General features: G+C 60.9%; 16 protein-coding genes. 7 read left to right on the forward strand and 9 right to left on the reverse strand.

Annotation, left to right across the window (positions count from 1 at the left end):
- The first annotated feature begins 143 nt into the window (after positions 1 to 143).
- Complete coding sequence (locus ACZZZ4_RS20060; protein ID WP_463548555.1) at positions 144 to 860, forward strand: alpha/beta hydrolase; 717 nt, start codon at positions 144 to 146, stop codon at positions 858 to 860.
- On the opposite strand, the gene ACZZZ4_RS20065 is transcribed toward ACZZZ4_RS20060, so the two are convergent.
- Entirely contained in the window at positions 850 to 1,407 is a 558-nt protein-coding gene (locus ACZZZ4_RS20065; protein WP_463548556.1) for a DcrB/PsbP domain-containing protein, read from the reverse strand. The genes ACZZZ4_RS20060 and ACZZZ4_RS20065 overlap by 11 nt on opposite strands.
- A gap of 84 nt (positions 1,408 to 1,491) precedes the next feature.
- Entirely contained in the window at positions 1,492 to 2,265 is a 774-nt protein-coding gene (locus ACZZZ4_RS20070) for a hypothetical protein (protein ID WP_310409227.1), read from the reverse strand.
- Between the two features lie 146 nt (positions 2,266 to 2,411).
- On the opposite strand from ACZZZ4_RS20070, the gene ACZZZ4_RS20075 reads away from it, so the two are divergent.
- The 4 genes from ACZZZ4_RS20075 (at position 2,412) to ACZZZ4_RS20090 (ending at position 6,607) form a co-directional block, all read left to right on the forward strand.
- Positions 2,412 to 2,948, forward strand: a complete 537-nt coding sequence (locus tag ACZZZ4_RS20075) for a chalcone isomerase family protein (RefSeq protein WP_463548557.1) — start codon at positions 2,412 to 2,414, stop codon at positions 2,946 to 2,948.
- A 146-nt stretch (positions 2,949 to 3,094) separates the two neighbouring features.
- Positions 3,095 to 4,414 carry an Nramp family divalent metal transporter gene (locus ACZZZ4_RS20080; protein ID WP_039762218.1) on the forward strand — a complete coding sequence of 440 codons (1,320 nt, stop codon included), beginning with the start codon at positions 3,095 to 3,097 and terminating at the stop codon, positions 4,412 to 4,414.
- Between the two features lie 154 nt (positions 4,415 to 4,568).
- On the forward strand, positions 4,569 to 5,789 hold the full coding sequence (locus tag ACZZZ4_RS20085; RefSeq protein ID WP_039762216.1) for a putative DNA modification/repair radical SAM protein: 1,221 nt from the start codon (positions 4,569 to 4,571) through the stop codon (positions 5,787 to 5,789).
- On the forward strand, positions 5,786 to 6,607 hold the full coding sequence (locus ACZZZ4_RS20090; protein WP_463548558.1) for a TIGR03915 family putative DNA repair protein: 822 nt from the start codon (positions 5,786 to 5,788) through the stop codon (positions 6,605 to 6,607). The genes ACZZZ4_RS20085 and ACZZZ4_RS20090 overlap by 4 nt, the downstream gene beginning before the upstream one ends.
- 152 nt (positions 6,608 to 6,759) lie before the next feature.
- Here ACZZZ4_RS20090 and ACZZZ4_RS20095 read toward each other — a convergent pair whose 3' ends face one another.
- From ACZZZ4_RS20095 to ACZZZ4_RS20115, 5 genes are all read right to left on the reverse strand, one after another.
- Complete coding sequence (locus tag ACZZZ4_RS20095) at positions 6,760 to 7,779, reverse strand: branched-chain amino acid aminotransferase (protein WP_039762213.1); 1,020 nt, start codon at positions 7,777 to 7,779, stop codon at positions 6,760 to 6,762.
- 244 nt (positions 7,780 to 8,023) lie between these two features.
- Entirely contained in the window at positions 8,024 to 9,397 is a 1,374-nt protein-coding gene (lpdA, locus tag ACZZZ4_RS20100) for a dihydrolipoyl dehydrogenase (protein WP_463548559.1), read from the reverse strand.
- 6 nt (positions 9,398 to 9,403) lie between these two features.
- The gene (locus ACZZZ4_RS20105) at positions 9,404 to 10,678 is read right to left on the reverse strand and encodes a dihydrolipoamide acetyltransferase family protein (RefSeq protein WP_463548560.1); all 1,275 of its coding nucleotides are present in this window, start codon (positions 10,676 to 10,678) and stop codon (positions 9,404 to 9,406) included.
- Entirely contained in the window at positions 10,679 to 11,737 is a 1,059-nt protein-coding gene (locus ACZZZ4_RS20110; protein ID WP_039762207.1) for an alpha-ketoacid dehydrogenase subunit beta, read from the reverse strand.
- A gap of 1 nt (position 11,738) precedes the next feature.
- The gene (locus ACZZZ4_RS20115; RefSeq protein WP_463548561.1) at positions 11,739 to 12,974 is read right to left on the reverse strand and encodes a thiamine pyrophosphate-dependent enzyme; all 1,236 of its coding nucleotides are present in this window, start codon (positions 12,972 to 12,974) and stop codon (positions 11,739 to 11,741) included.
- 185 nt (positions 12,975 to 13,159) lie between these two features.
- On the opposite strand from ACZZZ4_RS20115, the gene bkdR reads away from it, so the two are divergent.
- Both bkdR and ACZZZ4_RS20125 read left to right on the forward strand, forming a co-directional pair.
- On the forward strand, positions 13,160 to 13,648 hold the full coding sequence (gene bkdR, locus ACZZZ4_RS20120) for a Bkd operon transcriptional regulator BkdR (protein WP_039762201.1): 489 nt from the start codon (positions 13,160 to 13,162) through the stop codon (positions 13,646 to 13,648).
- Between the two features lie 127 nt (positions 13,649 to 13,775).
- Positions 13,776 to 14,492, forward strand: coding sequence for a class I SAM-dependent methyltransferase (locus tag ACZZZ4_RS20125; protein ID WP_463548562.1), 717 nt, complete (start codon positions 13,776 to 13,778; stop codon positions 14,490 to 14,492).
- 14 nt (positions 14,493 to 14,506) lie between these two features.
- Here ACZZZ4_RS20125 and ACZZZ4_RS20130 read toward each other — a convergent pair whose 3' ends face one another.
- A complete protein-coding gene (locus ACZZZ4_RS20130) occupies positions 14,507 to 14,755 on the reverse strand; it encodes a DUF6555 family protein (RefSeq protein WP_039762197.1) in 249 nt (82 codons plus the stop codon).
- A 211-nt stretch (positions 14,756 to 14,966) separates the two neighbouring features.
- On the reverse strand, positions 14,967 to 15,899 hold the full coding sequence (locus tag ACZZZ4_RS20135; protein WP_039762195.1) for an MBL fold metallo-hydrolase: 933 nt from the start codon (positions 15,897 to 15,899) through the stop codon (positions 14,967 to 14,969).
- Positions 15,900 to 15,926 lie beyond the last annotated feature (27 nt).

Genomic DNA, 15,926 nt, shown 5'->3' on the forward strand with positions numbered 1-15,926 from the left:
ATCTCAAAATTTGGAGACGCCGCAATTCTTGTGGGAGCCGGCTTGCCAGCGATAGCGGCATCAGCCACTCCACAAAATTTGGATCCTCAGCCGGAGGATTGTTAGGCTCCCCGCGAACCCGACACTCTGTGAAGGAAGGCTTTATGTTGAAACTATTCGCCCTGCTGACCCTGCTCGCATCCACCGCCGTCCACGCGCAAACCACCCTGCAATCCGATCTGCCACTCAAGTACCTCGAACTGGTCCACGCCGACGCCGAACCACGTCCGCTGGTGATTTTTCTGCACGGCTACGGCAGTAACGAAGCCGATCTGATCGGCATGAAATTTCAGCTGCCGGCGCAGTACAACTACCTTTCCGTGCGCGCGCCGATGACGTTGGGTGAAGGACGTTACCAGTGGTTTCGCAAGAAGGGCGAAGGTGCCTACAACGGCGAGACCGATGATCTGAAGGTCAGCGGTCAGAAACTGCGCGACTTTATCGCCCAGGCGGCGAGGAAATATCACGCCGCGCCGGACAAGGTTTACCTGATCGGCTTCAGCCAGGGCGCGATGATGAGCTACGAAGTCGGCCTGCGCGCCCCGGCGGCCGTGGGCGGCTTTGCCGCGTTGAGCGGGCGCTTGTTGCCGGTGCTCAAAGCCGAACTCAAGCCTGGCCAACCGCCGCTGCCGCTGAGCATCTTTATCGGCCACGGCACTGCCGATGACCCGGTGCCTTACCGTCACGGCACCGAGGCCAATGCGCTATTGCAGAAACTCGATTACAAGCCCGAGTTTCACGCGTATCCGGGCGTCGGCCACAGCATCAGTTCGGCCGAATTGCGCGATCTGAATGGCTGGTTGCAGCGGCTCAATCCTTGACGATGGCTTTGACCAGGGCATCGTGACCTTTCTTGTCGCTGGCGCGGGAAATCACCTGCACCAGCGCCATCTTCGTTCCGGAGCCGGCCAGCAGCGTGGTGTCCAGGGTTTGGCCACCGCCTTGGGTGGCGGTGCTGTCAACCTGGCGCAGGCCGAGACCGGTGCCTTTCTGGGTCAGGCTTTTCTCGCTGAGCTTGTTGAAGTCCGGCAGGGCCTTGCGCTGATCGTCGATGAAACTCGATACGCTGCCGTCGAGAAACTCACCGTCGTTATCCTTGACGTTCTGCCCGGCCGGGATCTGGTTTTCGGCGGCGATGACCACGGTCTTGGAGGTCTGGTTGGTGTACATCGTGCCCTTGGCGCCGCTCGGGCTGGCGGGCAGCGGGTCGGCGACAAAGCCTTTGGGCAGGACGAAGGCAAACTTGCCGTCAAGCAGCGAGACCTTCTCGGTTTTGACTTTTTCCTTGGCGGCGTGTGCGTTGATCGCGGCGAAACCGGCGACGGCCGCCAGCATCAGGACGACGGCTTTTTTGCTCAACAATGACATCTGAATCTCCGGGAAATGGTCGCGCGAGGCGGGCGATCATCCCACGGAGCACACCGGGCGTTCCAGCGCGATTCGTCCGGGCGGTTATTGCGCTTGCGCCTTGGCCACTGGCCGCGCCAGCAGACGCCTGGTCACCCCGAGCATCGCTACCGACACCGCTACGCCTGCCACGAAGCCGCTGAGGCCCATGCTCGGCAGCGTCAAGGCCGACACCAGGCAGAACGCCGAGAACGAATACATGCCGGTCGCCGTTGCGCGTAATAACGCAGCGGTGAAGGCCGGACCGCGAGTTTGTTGCGAGAACACCGCCATCACACTGCCCAGCACCGGGAACACCGCCAGCAGCCCGCTCCAGCGTTCGCCGACAGTGCTGGCGAGCATCGTCACCACCAGTGTCAGCGCCGCGCCGGCAATCATTCGCCAGATCAGTTTGTCCGACTTCGGTGCTGGCCCGTTCAATACCGGCTGCACCTCCGGGAACAGATAAGGCGAAGCGAGCAGTGCCACCGCTGCCGCAATCACCGAGAACGGCAAGGACGCCGGAATGACCGACAACACCGCCGCCAGTACGCCCCAAACCGCCAGCGAAATCGTCAACGCCCATGGCCAATTGGCCCGCTGCGCCACCTGCGCATAGGTGATGCAGAACGCAATCATCGCGAACATTGCCGACAGCGCCGCCACCGCCGATTGCGCGGCAAACTGCGGCCCTTGTTCGATCGCCAGAAAGAACAGAATCGGCCCGACCACCACCGGCAATCCCGACAGCCATCCGGCCACGCTCGGCCCCCAGCGTTTGCCCGCCAGGGAAATCAGCAGGAGAAAACCGGGAATCAGCAGCAGTTTGAGGATCAGCACGCGGGTGTCTCCGTCGGGTCAGAATGAGCCACGTTAGCACTGCCGACTGAAGATTGCTGCTCATGTTCGCAACTTTTGTATACAAAAAATCAGGTGCGAATCCAGCTATGCTTTGCTCATCAGCACGCAGCGGAGACGATACGGCGATGAACAGAACACCCAAGCTCGTACGTGGCTGTTGTGGCATCGGCTTGTGGGCACTGTTGCTGACGCCGACGTGGGCCAATTGGCAGGACGCAGTGCCAGGGGCGCAAATCATTGGCAGCGGCGATTTCAGCGTGTTCGGCTTCGATGTTTACAGCGCGCGCTTGTGGAGTGCCGCGCGGCCTCTGGCGGACGGCCAGCCGTTTGCCCTGGAGCTGATCTACCGGCGCAAAATCTCGCGAGACGATCTGGTCAGCACCAGCGTCGAAGAAATCAAACGCCTTGCCGGTCCTCGGGTCACTTCTGCGCAATTGGCCGTCTGGCAGACGCAAATGCAGCAATCGTTTGTCGACGTGCAGGCCGGCACGCGGATTACCGGTGTGTATCTGCCGGGGCAGGGCGCGCGGTTTTTTGTCGGCCAGAAGCTCCAGCATGAGATCGAGGATCCGCAGTTTGCCAAGGCGTTTTTTGATATCTGGCTGGACCCGCGTACGCGCAGTCCCGAGTTGCGCGAGCAGTTACTGGGCGGGAACCGATGAGATCAGAGGATCGCAACCTTCGGCTGCTCCTGCAGGACATCGCCTTACCCATGCAGGAGCTGCCGAAGGCTGCGATCTTTGCTCTTCAAGGCTTTGGGCGAAACGACTAAGCTGCCGGGCTCCCGTGTTTGTTTCTGGATGTGTGCGTGAAATTCAGTTTGCCCAAAATCGCCACCGCGCCGTTTTGCCCGCCGGAAGTCGCCGGTAGCGTCGCGGTCGATCCGACTGCTTCCTTCTTCAAACGTGTGCTGCGTTTTGCCGGCCCCGGTTTGCTGGTGTCGATCGGCTACATGGACCCGGGCAACTGGGCCACCGCGATTGAGGCCGGTTCGCGCTTTGGCTACAGCCTGTTGTTCGTGGTGTTGCTGGCGAGTCTGGCCGGCATGGTGGTGCAGTGCCTGTGCTCGCGGTTGGGCATCGCAACCGGGCGCGATCTGGCGCAGCTGTCCCGTGAGCGCTACAGCACGCCGACCGCGCGTTTGCAGTGGGTCTTGGCGGAAATCTCGATCATCGCCACCGACCTCGCCGAAGTGCTTGGCTGCGCCTTGGCATTTCACCTGCTACTCGGCTGTTCGCTGACCTTCGGCATCGCTTTGACGGCGTTCGACACGCTGCTGGTGCTGGCCCTGCAAAACCGTGGTTTCCGCCGTCTCGAAGCGATCATGCTGGTGCTGGTCGCGACTATCGGCGTGTGTTTTTTCGTTGAGCTGTTGCTGATCAAACCCTACTGGCCAGACGTCGCGATGGGCTTCAAACCGTCGCTGTCGGCTATTGGCGATGCTGCGCCGCTGTATCTGGCCATCGGCATCCTCGGTGCCACGGTGATGCCGCATAACCTTTATCTGCACACCTCGATCGTGCAGACGCGGATGATCGGCAAGGATCTGGCGAGCAAGCAGGACGCGGTGAAACTGGCGCGGATCGACACCATCGGTTCGCTGGCCTTGGCGTTGTTGGTCAACGCGGCGATCCTGATTCTCGCCGCGGCGGCGTTCCACCAGTCCGGACACACCGATGTGGTCGACATTCAGGACGCCTATCACTTGCTCGATCCGCTGGTGGGCGGTGCGCTGGCGAGTGTGTTGTTCGGTGTGGCACTGCTGGCGTCCGGGCAGAGTTCGACGTTCACTGGGACCATCGCCGGTCAGGTGATCATGGAGGGCTATCTGAACCTGCGCATCCCGTGCTGGCAGCGGCGGCTGATCACTCGTGGCCTGGCGCTGATTCCGGCGTTCATCGGCGTCTGGCTGCTCGGTGACGGCGCGATCGGCAAGTTGCTGGTGTTGAGCCAGGTCGTGCTCAGCCTGCAACTGCCGTTCGCCCTGTACCCGTTGATCCGCATGACCAACGACCGACAATTGATGGGGCCGTTCGTCAATCGCTGGCCGACGCGGGTGCTGGCGTGGGGGCTGTTTGTGTTGATCAGCGGGGCGAATTGCTGGTTGATCCTGCAGTGGGCGGTTTGATCACTGAGTTGCGGTGACTGGCAGGGCCTCTTCGCGAGCAGGCTCGCTCCCACACGCCGCAAACTGGATGGCCAGCCGACGAGGGGTCATCCGTCAACTTGTTTCGCGGCGGTCGAGCCTATACTGTATATGCACACAGTAAAGAGCCCGTGCCATGCAAATCATCGACAAGCTCAGCATCCTCGCCGACGCCGCCAAGTACGACGCCTCCTGCGCCAGCAGCGGTGCGCCCAAACGCAGCTCCGAGGGCAAGAGCGGGCTAGGTTCGACGGATGGCATGGGCATTTGCCATAGCTACACGCCGGACGGGCGCTGTGTGTCGTTGTTGAAAATCCTGCTGACCAACTTCTGCCTTTACGATTGCCAGTACTGCGTCAATCGCCGTTCCAGTGATGTACCGCGTGCACGCTTCACCCCGGAAGAAGTCGTGACGCTGACCATGGATTTCTACCGGCGCAACTGCGTCAGCGGCCTGTTTCTCAGTTCCGGGATCATTCGTTCGGCGGACTACACCATGGAGCAACTGGTGCGCGTCGCCAAGTTGCTCCGCGAAGAGCACGAATTTCGCGGCTACATCCATTTGAAGACCATTCCCGAAGCCGATCCTGCCTTGATCGAAGAAGCCGGGCGTTATGCCGACCGTCTCAGCGTCAACATCGAACTGCCCACCGACGCCAGCCTGCAGACGCTGGCGCCGGAGAAGGACATCACCTCGATCAAGCAAGCGATGAACACCATCTACACCGGCGTGCAAACGGTGTTGAACGAGCCGCGCTCGGCCAAGTTCGCCCCGGCCGGGCAGAGCACGCAATTGATTGTCGGTGCCGATGACACCGATGACAGCACCATCCTGCACAGCGCCCAGTCCCTGTATGGCAACTTCCGTCTGCGCCGGGTTTATTACTCGGCGTTCAGCCCGATCCCCGACAGCCCGAAAAGCGTACCGCTCGCCGCGCCGCCGCTGATGCGCGAGCACCGTTTGTATCAGGCCGATTTCCTCCTGCGCAGCTACGGCTACAGCGCTGATGAATTACTCAAGGGGCCGGGCAATCTGGCGCTCGACATCGACCCGAAGCTGGCCTGGGCCCTGGAAAATCGCGAAGTGTTCCCGCTGGACCTCAACCGTGCCGACGCGTCATTGATCGCACGCATCCCCGGCATTGGCTTGCGCACCACCGAGCGCCTGGTCGAGCTGCGCCGCCAGCGCCGCATCCGTTACGAAGACGTAGCGCGGATGCGCTGTGTGCTGGCCAAGGCCAAGCCGTTCATCATCACCAGCGACTACCATCCGCAGCAGGCGGAAGTCACCAGCCACATGCTCTACCAGCAATTGCGCGACCGGCCGATGCCGCAGCAGATGGGGTTGTGGGGATGATCAGTCTCGATTGCGACGATCTGTTCGACACATGGCGTCAGCAGGCGCGCTGGTTGCTCAGCCATGAAATCGATCCAAGTCTGGTGAGCTGGGCGGCGGAAGGCGTTGGCGATCTGTTTGCCAGTGATGATCACGTGCCGGAAGGGCAGGGGCCGTTTCAGGCGCGTATTCCCCGTGCGCTGCTCGACACCCTCGAGCAAGCGTCGCGCTATCGCGGTGAACAGCGCTGGAGCCTGTTGTATGAAGTGCTCTGGCGCGTCAGTCACGGCGACCGCACGGCGATGATGGCCGGCGATAAACTCGGCAGCGAATTGCAGCGCCGTATCAAACAGGTCAGCCGCGAGGGCCATCATCTGCATGCGTTTGTGCGTTTTATCGAGCGGCCGAAGGATCAGCCCGGTCCACAATACGTGGCGTGGCACGAGCCGGCCCATGACATTCTGCACAGCGCCAGCGCGCACTTCATCGGGCGCATGGGCCAGCATCGCTGGTTGATCGCCACGCCGCGTGACGGCGTTTATTACGACGGCGAGCAATTGATTCACGAACGGCAGTGCCCGATCGAATGGCAGCAACTGGCACAGAACGTCGACGACCCTCACGGCGATTTGTGGTTGACCTACTACAGCCACATCTTCAACCCGGCGCGGTTGAACCCGAAGGTCATGCAAGGGCATTTGCCGGTGCGGTTCTGGAAGAACCTGCCGGAGGGGGAGTTGATACCGGGATTGATCACCCAGGCGCGAATGGGCAAGCAACAGAATGGGCAGGCGAGTGGGATTGCCAGTCGAGCCGGAAAGCGGATTGCTTTGAAATAGAAGATCAAAAGATCGCAGCCTTCGGCAGCTCACAGAGACCGTGTAGGAGCTGCCGAAGGCTGCGGTCTTTGATTTTTGGTCTTCTGTAGCCCAGCAAAAAGCCCTCCATTCATCACTCAATGGAGGGCTTTCCAACATCAATAACCGTCAATTCAAACTTTGACGATCCAGCCCGCTGGCGCTTCGATGTCGCCGGTCTGCACGCCAGTCAGCTCTTTGTAGAGCTGCTGGGTCACCGGGCCTACCTCGGTTTCGCTATGGAATACATGCAGATGATCGTTGTAGCTGATGCCACCAATCGGCGTGATCACGGCAGCGGTACCGCAGGCACCGGCTTCCTTGAAGTCCGCCAGTTTGTCGATCAGCACGTCGCCTTCAACCACTTCCAGGCCCAGACGCGATTTCGCCAGCTCGATCAGCGACAGGCGGGTGATGCCTGGCAGGACCGATGGCGAGTTCGGGGTGACGAACTTGTTGTCGTGGGTGATTCCGAAGAAGTTGGCCGAACCGACTTCCTCGATCTTGGTGTGGGTCATCGGATCGAGGTAGATCGCGTCGGCGAAGTTGGCTTTCTTGGCTTTCGAGCCCGGCATCAGGCTGGCGGCGTAGTTGCCGCCGACCTTGGCCGCACCGGTGCCTTGTGGGGCCGCGCGGTCGTAGCTGGAGATCTGGAAGTTGTGCGGGGTCAGGCCGCCCTTGAAGTAGGCGCCGACCGGTATGCAGAAGATCGAGAAAATGAATTCGGGCGCGGTGCGTACGCCGATGTTGTCACCGACGCCGATCACGAACGGGCGCAGGTACAGCGCGCCGCCGGTGCCGTACGGCGGGATGAAACGCTCGTTGGCGCGAACCACGGCTTTGCAGGCTTCGATGAACTGCTCGGTGTCGACCGTCGGCATCAGCAGACGCGCGCAGCTGCGTTGCATGCGCAGGGCGTTCTGGTCCGGGCGGAACAGGTTGATCGAGCCGTCCTTGCAGCGATAGGCCTTCATGCCTTCGAAGCACTGCTGACCATAGTGAAGGGCAGTGGAGCCTTCGCTGATGTGCAGGACGTTATCTTCGGTCAGGGTGCCTTTGTCCCACTCGCCATCGCGAAAGTACGACAGATAGCGCTTGTCGGTCTTGATGTAGTCAAAACCCAGCTTGTCCCAATTGATGCTTTCGTTACCCATGACACCCTCTATCACTGAACAACCGCCGAAACGGTTCAAGGCTTCTGACGTTTTTTGGATGGGCACAACAATACTTCATTCTTGAGCGGTTTCGCAGCTTGTGGCGAGGGGATTTATCCCCGCTGGGCTGCGAAGCGGCCCCTTTGGCTCAGATATCTGACGTTCGGCGGTGGCCGATTTTGCGGTTGCTGGGCAACCCCGCGGGGATAAATCCCCTCGCCACAGCGGCATTCGGCTGCATCTGTCACAGATGCAGCGCATGCCCCAGCGCACGCAATGCCGCCTCCTGCACCGCTTCGCCCAAGGTTGGGTGCGCATGAATGGTGCCGCCGATGTCTTCCAGCCGCGCGCCCATTTCCAGGCTTTGCGCAAACGCCGTCGACAACTCGGAAACCCCAACGCCCACCGCTTGCCAACCGACAATCACATGATTATCCCGACGAGCAACCACGCGCACGAAGCCGCTTTTCGATTCCAGGGTCATCGCCCGGCCGTTGGCGGCGAACGGGAAACTGGAAACGATGCAGTCCAGCCCGGCAGCCTTGGCTTCGTCCGGAGTTCTGCCGACCACCACCAGTTCCGGGTCGGTAAAGCACACGGCAGCGATGGCGGTGGGGTTGAACTCACGGGTTTTGCCGCTGATCAGCTCGGCAACCATCTCGCCTTGGGCCATGGCGCGGTGCGCGAGCATCGGTTCGCCGCTGACATCGCCAATGGCGTAGACATTACGCATGCTGGTCTGGCAACGGCTGTCGATCCTGATCGCCGAACCGTTCATGTCCAGGTTCAGGGCTTCGAGATTGAAGCCTTGAGTGTTGGGTTTGCGCCCGACGGCGACCAGCACCTGATCGGTTTCCAGGTTCAAGCTTTCACCCTCGGGATCGCGCACCTGCAATGTGCCATCGAAACCCAGCACGCTGTGCTTGAGGTACAGCTTCACGCCCAGTTGCTTCAGCGCTTCATGTACCGGTTGCGTCAGCTCAGCATCGTAAGCGGGCAAGATGCGATCCTGTGCCTCGACCACGCTGACGTCGGCGCCGAGCTTGCGATAGGCAATGCCCAATTCCAGGCCGATGTAACCACCGCCGACCACCACCAGGCGTTTTGGCACGGACGTCGGCGCCAGCGCTTCGGTGGAGGAGATGATCGGCCCGCCAATCGGCAGGATCGGCAGGTTGACGCTGGTCGAACCGGTGGCCAGCACCAGATGCTCGCACTGGATGCGCGTATCGCCGACTTCCACGGTTTTGCCATCGATGATTTTCGCCCAGCCGTTGACAACCTGGACCTTGTTCTTCTTCAGCAGTGTCGCGACACCAGTGGTCAGGCGATCAACGATGCCGTCCTTCCACTCGACGCTTTTGCTGATATCCAGGGTCGGCGCGGCAACGTTGATGCCCAACGCCGAATGCTGGCTGTGATGCTGCGTCTGGTGAAACTGCTCAGCGACATGAATCAGCGCTTTTGACGGAATGCAGCCGATATTCAGGCAGGTGCCGCCTAACGATTGGCCTTCGACCAGAATGGTCGGGATGCCCAGTTGTCCGGCGCGGATCGCGGCGACGTAACCACCAGGGCCGCCGCCGATGATCAGCAGCGTCGTGTTCAGAGATTGCATGCAGGCTTACTCCACAAACAGAGTGGCAGGTTGTTCGAGCAAGCCACGGATGGCCTGGATGAAGAGCGCCGCATCCATGCCATCGACCACGCGGTGATCGAAGGAGCTGGAGAGGTTCATCATCTTGCGGATTACGACTTGGCCTTTGACGACCATCGGCCGCTCGACGATTTTGTTCACGCCGACAATAGCCACCTCCGGCAGATTCAGCACCGGCGTGCTGACAATCCCGCCCAATGCGCCGAGGCTGGTCAGCGTAATGGTCGAACCGGACAGCTCATCGCGGCTGGCCTTGCCATTGCGTGCGGCATTGGCCAAACGCGAAATTTCCGCGGCGCTGTCCCACAGGCTGCGCGCTTCGGCGTGACGCACCACGGGCACCATCAGGCCGACATCGCTTTGCGTGGCGACACCGACATGCACCGCGCCGAGACGGGTGATGACTTGCGCTTCGTCGTCGTAACGGGCGTTCATCTGCGGGAAGTCGCGCAGAGCGACAACCAGTGCACGTACCAGGAATGGCAGCAAGGTCAACTTGCCTCGGCTGGCGCCGTGCTTTTCATTGAGATGCGCACGCAGTTCTTCTATCGCGGTAACGTCGATTTCTTCGACGTAGCTGAAATGCGCGGCACGCTGAGTGGCGTCCTGCATGCGCTGAGCGATCTTGCGGCGCATGCCGATCACTTGAATCTGTTCTTCGTCGTTGCGTTGGGCGTAAGCGGCAGCGGCCGGCGCCGAAGCGTTCGACTGACCTTGCGCCAGATAAGCCTCGAGGTCTTCGTGCAACACACGACCGGCCGGGCCGCTGCCGCGAACCAGCCGCAGTTGTATACCCAAATCCAGCGCATGTTTGCGCACGGCCGGCGAGGCGAGCGGGCGTTCGTCTGGTTCGCGAGCAACCATCGGGCCTTGGCAGGCAGGAGCAGGGGCAGGGCGCGGCGCGGCTGCAACAGGTTTGCTCTCCACGACGGCTTCAACTGTCGGCGCAACAGGCTCTTTCGTAACAACAGGCGCGGCGGACTCTTTAAGGTTGCCTGCACCTTCAACTTCGATGCTGATCAGCACACTGCCGACTGCCATCACTTCACCCGGCTGACCACCGAGCGCAATTACTTTGCCGTGCACTGGCGAAGGAATATCGACCATCGCCTTGTCGGTCATCACATCCGCCAGCACCTGGTCTTCAACCACCAGATCGCCCACCTTGACGTGCCACTGCGACAGTTCTACTTCTGCGATGCCTTCGCCGATGTCCGGCATCTTGATAACGTGCGTGCCCATTCAGACCTCCATGACCCGTTTCAACGCCGCACCCACTCGGGACGGCCCTGGGAAATACGCCCACTCCTGCGCGTGCGGGTAGGGCGTGTCCCAACCGGTGACGCGTTCGATCGGCGCTTCCAGGTGATGGAAGCAATGCTCTTGCACCAGCGACACCAGTTCGGCGCCGAAACCGCAGGTGCGCGTGGCTTCGTGAACCACCACGCAACGACCGGTTTTCTTCACCGATTTGACGATGGTGTCCAGGTCCAGCGGCCACAGGCTGCGCAGGTCGATGACCTCGGCATCCACGCCGGACTCTTCGGCAGCCACTTGCGACACATAAACGGTGGTGCCGTAAGTCAACACCGTCACATCTTTGCCCGGACGAGTGATCGCGGCGACATCCAGCGGCACGGTGTAATACCCATCCGGCACTTGCGCGGCAGGGTGTTTCGACCACGGGGTTACCGGACGGTCGTGATGGCCATCGAACGGGCCGTTGTACAGGCGTTTCGGCTCGAGGAAGATCACCGGGTCATCGTTTTCGATGGAGGCAATCAGCAGGCCTTTGGCGTCATACGGGTTGGACGGCATCACCGTACGCAGACCGCAGACCTGAGTGAACATCGCCTCAATGCTCTGGCTGTGGGTCTGGCCGCCGTAGATGCCGCCGCCGCACGGCATGCGCAGGGTCATCGGCGCGGTGAACTCACCGGCCGAGCGATAACGCAGGCGTGCCGCTTCGGAAATGATCTGGTCGGAGGCGGGGTAGACGTAGTCGGCGAACTGGATTTCCGCAACCGGACGCAAACCGTAGGCGCCCATGCCGACGGCCACGCCGACGATGCCGCTTTCCGAGATCGGCGCGTCGAACACCCGCGAGGTGCCGTACTTGGTCTGCAGGCCTTCGGTGCAGCGGAACACGCCGCCGAAGTAGCCGACGTCCTGACCGAAGACGACGACGTTGTCATCGCGCTCAAGCATCACATCCATGGCCGAGCGCAGGGCCTGGATCATGGTCATGGTGGTCGTGGTCATGGCGGTTTCCAACTGAATATTGTTGTTGTGATCGTTCATGTCAGATCCCCAACTGCTGACGCTGGCGCTTCAAGTGCTCCGGCATCTCTTTGTAGACGTCTTCGAACATGGTCGCGGCGCTCGGAATCTGGCCGCCGGCGAGGGTGCCGTACTGTTCGGCCTGTTTCTGCGCGGCGATCACTTCGGCTTCGAGTTCGGCGCTAACGGCGGCGTGCTCTTCTTCGGACCAGTGGCCGGCCTTGATCAGGTGCTGTTTCAGGCGCGCAATCGGATCGCCGAGAGGGAAGTGGCTCCAGTCATCGGCAGGGCGGTATTTGGAAGGATCATCGGAAGTCGAGTGCGGGCCGGCGCGGTAGGTGACCCATTCGATCATGGTCGGGCCGAGATTGCGCCGGGCGCGTTCGGCAGCCCAGGCGGAAGCGGCGTAGACCGCGTAGAAGTCATTGCCGTCGACACGCAGCGAAGCGATGCCGCAACCGACGCCGCGTCCGGCGAAAGTCGTAGCCTCACCGCCAGCAATGGCCTGGAAGGTGGAAATTGCCCACTGGTTGTTGACGACGTTGAGGATCACCGGCGCGCGGTATACGTGGGCGAAGGTCAGGGCGGTGTGGAAGTCGGATTCGGCGGTGGCGCCGTCACCGATCCACGCCGAGGCGATTTTGGTGTCGCCCTTGATCGCCGAAGCCATGCCCCAGCCGACACCCTGAATGAATTGGGTGGCGAGGTTGCCGGAAATGGTAAAGAAACCGGCGTCCTTGACCGAGTACATGATTGGCAACTGGCGGCCCTTGAGCGGGTCGCGCTCGTTGGACAGCAGTTGGCAGATCAGGTCGACCAGCGGCACATCGCGGGCCATCAGGATGCTTTGCTGGCGGTAGGTCGGGAAGCACATGTCATCAATGTTCAGCGCCAACGCCTGGGCGCTGCCGATGGCTTCTTCGCCGAGGCTCTGCATGTAGAACGACATCTTTTTCTGGCGCTGGGCGACGACCATGCGGTTGTCGTAGATGCGCGTCTTGAGCATCGCGCGCATGCCTTTGCGCAGCATCTCGACCGGCACGTTTTCAGCCCATGGGCCGAGGGCGTTGCCCTGATCGTCGAGCACGCGAATCAGGCCTCGCGCCAGGTCGGCGGTGTCGGCAGGTTCTACATCGATTGGAGGTTTGCGCACCGTACCGGCATCGGTCAGATGCAGGTAGGAAAAATCGGTTTTACAGCCGGGACGGCCCGAGGGTTCAGGGACGTGCAGGCGCAGCGGTTCATACGCTTGGGTCATGGCTTCTACGCTCGATCTTGTGAATTTCTTGTAGTGAGCTGGCAGTCATTCCTGGGTAGAGGAAATCTTGTCCTACAACAATCATAGGCGCGGCCAAGAAGAATATTTCTCTGTGTTTCGTTGCGCTGGCGACCATTTGCAGATAGAAATTCTGCATAAACATAAAAAACAGGTGGTTTTGTCTCATGCGCAAACTGGACCGTACCGATATCGGCATTCTCAACAGCCTTCAGGAGAACGCGCGCATCACCAACGCCGACCTCGCCCGCTCCGTGAACCTGTCGCCGACGCCATGCTTCAACCGGGTCAAGGCCATGGAAGAATTGGGCCTGATTCGCGAACAGGTCACGCTGCTGGATGCCGATCTGCTGGGGCTGCACGTGAACGTGTTCATTCACGTCAGCCTGGAGAAACAGGTGGAAGAGGCGCTGCAGCATTTCGAGGAAGCGATTTCTGACCGGCCTGAGGTGATGGAGTGCTACTTGATGGCCGGCGATCCGGATTATCTGATCCGCGTGCTGGTGCCGAGCATCCAGTCGCTGGAACGCTTCATGATGGATTTTCTGACCAAGGTGCCTGGCGTCGCCAACATTCGCTCGAGCTTTGCCCTCAAGCAGGTGCGCTACAAAACTGCGCTGCCCTTGCCGGCCAATGGATTGACGTTAGGCACCTGAGCGGCCCGGCAGACCTGACGACGGCGGGCCGGCGTATTCCCCAGCGGAATATCCCCCATGAAATCATTGGATTTTTCTTCTGTTCGCTCATGGCGTAGCGTGCCCGTGAAGGACAAGGAGAATCACCATGACTCAACCCGCCATCGATCCCGCCGGCAAATTCGACAACTCCAGAGCCAATGAATACGCCAGGCAAAGCCGGATTGCCCTGGCCGGCTACGATGCCTGTCACGATCTTTCCGCCTGCATGCTGGCCGCCAGCCTCGGCCCGTCGCGTCCGGCAAAAGTGCTGGTGGTGGGCGCAGGTGGCACCGCGCAGGAAATCATCGCCATGGCCGCGCTGGAGCCAAGCTGGAATTTCACTGCAGTCGATCCTTCCGAGCCGATGCTGGATGCCGCCACCGAGCACTTGCGCGCTAATGATTTGCTGCACAGAACCCGAATACATCTCGGCCATGTCGAAGACTTGCCGGCAGACGCGTCCTTCGATGCCGCGACGCTGATCGGCGTCCTGCATCACTTGGCCGGCGACACGGCCAAGCAACAGATCCTGCAATCCATTCACGCCCGGCTCAAACCTGGCGCGCCGTTGATCGTCGCTGGCAATCATTACGCTTATGAAAGTCAGCCGTTGCTGCTGCAAGCCTGGAGCCAGCGCTGGCGACAGCAGGGCGCCACCGCCGAGGAGGTGCAGGTGAAACTCGGGAAGATTTTGCAGGGTGCTGATCCGCCGCACTCGGAGGCGGCGGTTCAGGCGTTGTTGCATGACGCGGGGTTCGGCGACGCGACGCGGTTTTTCAGCAGTCTGTTCTGGGGCGCCTGGCTGACATGCAAGCTCAGTTAAGCGACTCGGTTTGTTTAAGCCTCCGTCCAGTCCAGTGCTGCGGTTTCGCGCCACTTCACATCAGTGATGCCGTAGCGCTCGGCCTGGGGTTTGGAAACGACTTTCAACGGCGGTTTGCCCGGTTTTGGAATCGGCGCAATACCGGCGTCACAGCTCGCCCAATGCCAAGCGTCGGCGTTGCGCATACTCTTGGCGCGGATGACGAATGATTTTGGCTGGTCGTGCAGTTTGTATTCGATGACGAAAATATCGGTGCTACGCATGAGTTCCTCCTTACGCTCATACGTAAATGATTTTGTCCGACAAAAAAATTCAAAGGATTTTCTGATCAGGTGATCAGCGAAACGAAACGCTCTGGAACGCGGTTCTCCAAGGATTCTCAGGATCTGGAAAACCTTGCCGGCGCAGTCACTTCAGGTCGCCCGCAACAGCTTCGCCCGGCAAGTGGCCGGGCGACGCTTTTCAGACCCGCAATCAGTAATCCCAGATCGCCGGAATCCAGCGGAACGCATCGCCATTGACCGCCACTCGGCCCACCGATGGGAAGGCCAGATGCGTGGCGACGAACAGTTCGCCGCTGGCGGCGGCTTCCTTGAGCATGCGCACTCGGACTTCCACCGATTTCGCCGGATCGTGTTCGAAACCGTTGTGCCAATCAGGATGATCGAACGCCACCGGGAACAGCGCATCACCGGCGAAGGTCAGGCGCTCGCCGCCGGAGTTGACGTAGACCACGCAGTGGCCAGGCGTATGCCCGCCGGTGAGTTTGGCGACTACGCCGGGAGCAACCTGGCATTCGTCTTCAAAGATCTGCAGCTTGCTTTCATAGTGATCGATGAACGCGTTGGCAGTGCTGCGCAGGACGTCCGGCACAGGCGCGGGCATGTCGGTGTAGGTGAAGTCCGGCGTGGTCCAGAAATTCACTTCGGCGGCGGTGACGTGGATACGCACGTCTTCACGCAGACGACTTTTCACCGAGTCGACCAGCAGGCCGCCGATGTGGTCCATGTGCATGTGGGTGATGACGATATCGGTGATATCAGCGAGGTCCACCCCGGCAGCGGCCAGGCGCTTGGGAAACTGCCCGGCGCGCGGGAAACCGGGGAACTGGCCACCGAGACCGGCGTCGACGAGGATGACTTGCTCGCCGCTGCGCACCACCAGCACGTTGAGCGCCCAGTCGAACGCATCGGGGCCCAGGTACATTTCCTTGAACCAGGCGGCACGGTCGGCGGGATCGGCGTTGGTCGACATGGTCTGGGTCGGCAACGGCAGCACGCCATCGCTGATCACCATCACATCGATGTCGCCCAGGCGCAGAGCGTAGCGCGACGGCACCAGTTCTTCGCTCGGGCTTTGCAGGGCTACCGCGCGGTTGGCGGTGAAGGAATCCAGATGCAGGGTCATGGTGTTCTCCTTGTTCTCAGGGCTAAA

Source organism: Pseudomonas sp. AC252, assembly GCF_979258105.1.

Bases quoted from the DNA above. Each gene is read 5' to 3' on its own strand.
- ACZZZ4_RS20095 (WP_039762213.1), bottom strand. From the start codon at position 7,779: ATGGGTAACGAAAGCATCAATTGGGACAAGCTGGGTTTTGACTACATC.
- ACZZZ4_RS20115 (WP_463548561.1), bottom strand. From the start codon at position 12,974: ATGACCCAAGCGTATGAACCGCTGCGCCTGCACGTCCCTGAACCCTCG.
- ACZZZ4_RS20085 (WP_039762216.1), top strand. From the start codon at position 4,569: ATGCAAATCATCGACAAGCTCAGCATCCTCGCCGACGCCGCCAAGTAC.
- ACZZZ4_RS20060 (WP_463548555.1), top strand. From the start codon at position 144: ATGTTGAAACTATTCGCCCTGCTGACCCTGCTCGCATCCACCGCCGTC.
- bkdR (WP_039762201.1), top strand. From the start codon at position 13,160: ATGCGCAAACTGGACCGTACCGATATCGGCATTCTCAACAGCCTTCAG.
- ACZZZ4_RS20105 (WP_463548560.1), bottom strand. From the start codon at position 10,678: ATGGGCACGCACGTTATCAAGATGCCGGACATCGGCGAAGGCATCGCA.
- ACZZZ4_RS20130 (WP_039762197.1), bottom strand. From the start codon at position 14,755: ATGCGTAGCACCGATATTTTCGTCATCGAATACAAACTGCACGACCAG.
- ACZZZ4_RS20110 (WP_039762207.1), bottom strand. From the start codon at position 11,737: ATGAACGATCACAACAACAATATTCAGTTGGAAACCGCCATGACCACG.
- ACZZZ4_RS20090 (WP_463548558.1), top strand. From the start codon at position 5,786: ATGATCAGTCTCGATTGCGACGATCTGTTCGACACATGGCGTCAGCAG.
- ACZZZ4_RS20075 (WP_463548557.1), top strand. From the start codon at position 2,412: ATGAACAGAACACCCAAGCTCGTACGTGGCTGTTGTGGCATCGGCTTG.
- ACZZZ4_RS20125 (WP_463548562.1), top strand. From the start codon at position 13,776: ATGACTCAACCCGCCATCGATCCCGCCGGCAAATTCGACAACTCCAGA.
- lpdA (WP_463548559.1), bottom strand. From the start codon at position 9,397: ATGCAATCTCTGAACACGACGCTGCTGATCATCGGCGGCGGCCCTGGT.
- ACZZZ4_RS20065 (WP_463548556.1), bottom strand. From the start codon at position 1,407: ATGTCATTGTTGAGCAAAAAAGCCGTCGTCCTGATGCTGGCGGCCGTC.
- ACZZZ4_RS20135 (WP_039762195.1), bottom strand. From the start codon at position 15,899: ATGACCCTGCATCTGGATTCCTTCACCGCCAACCGCGCGGTAGCCCTG.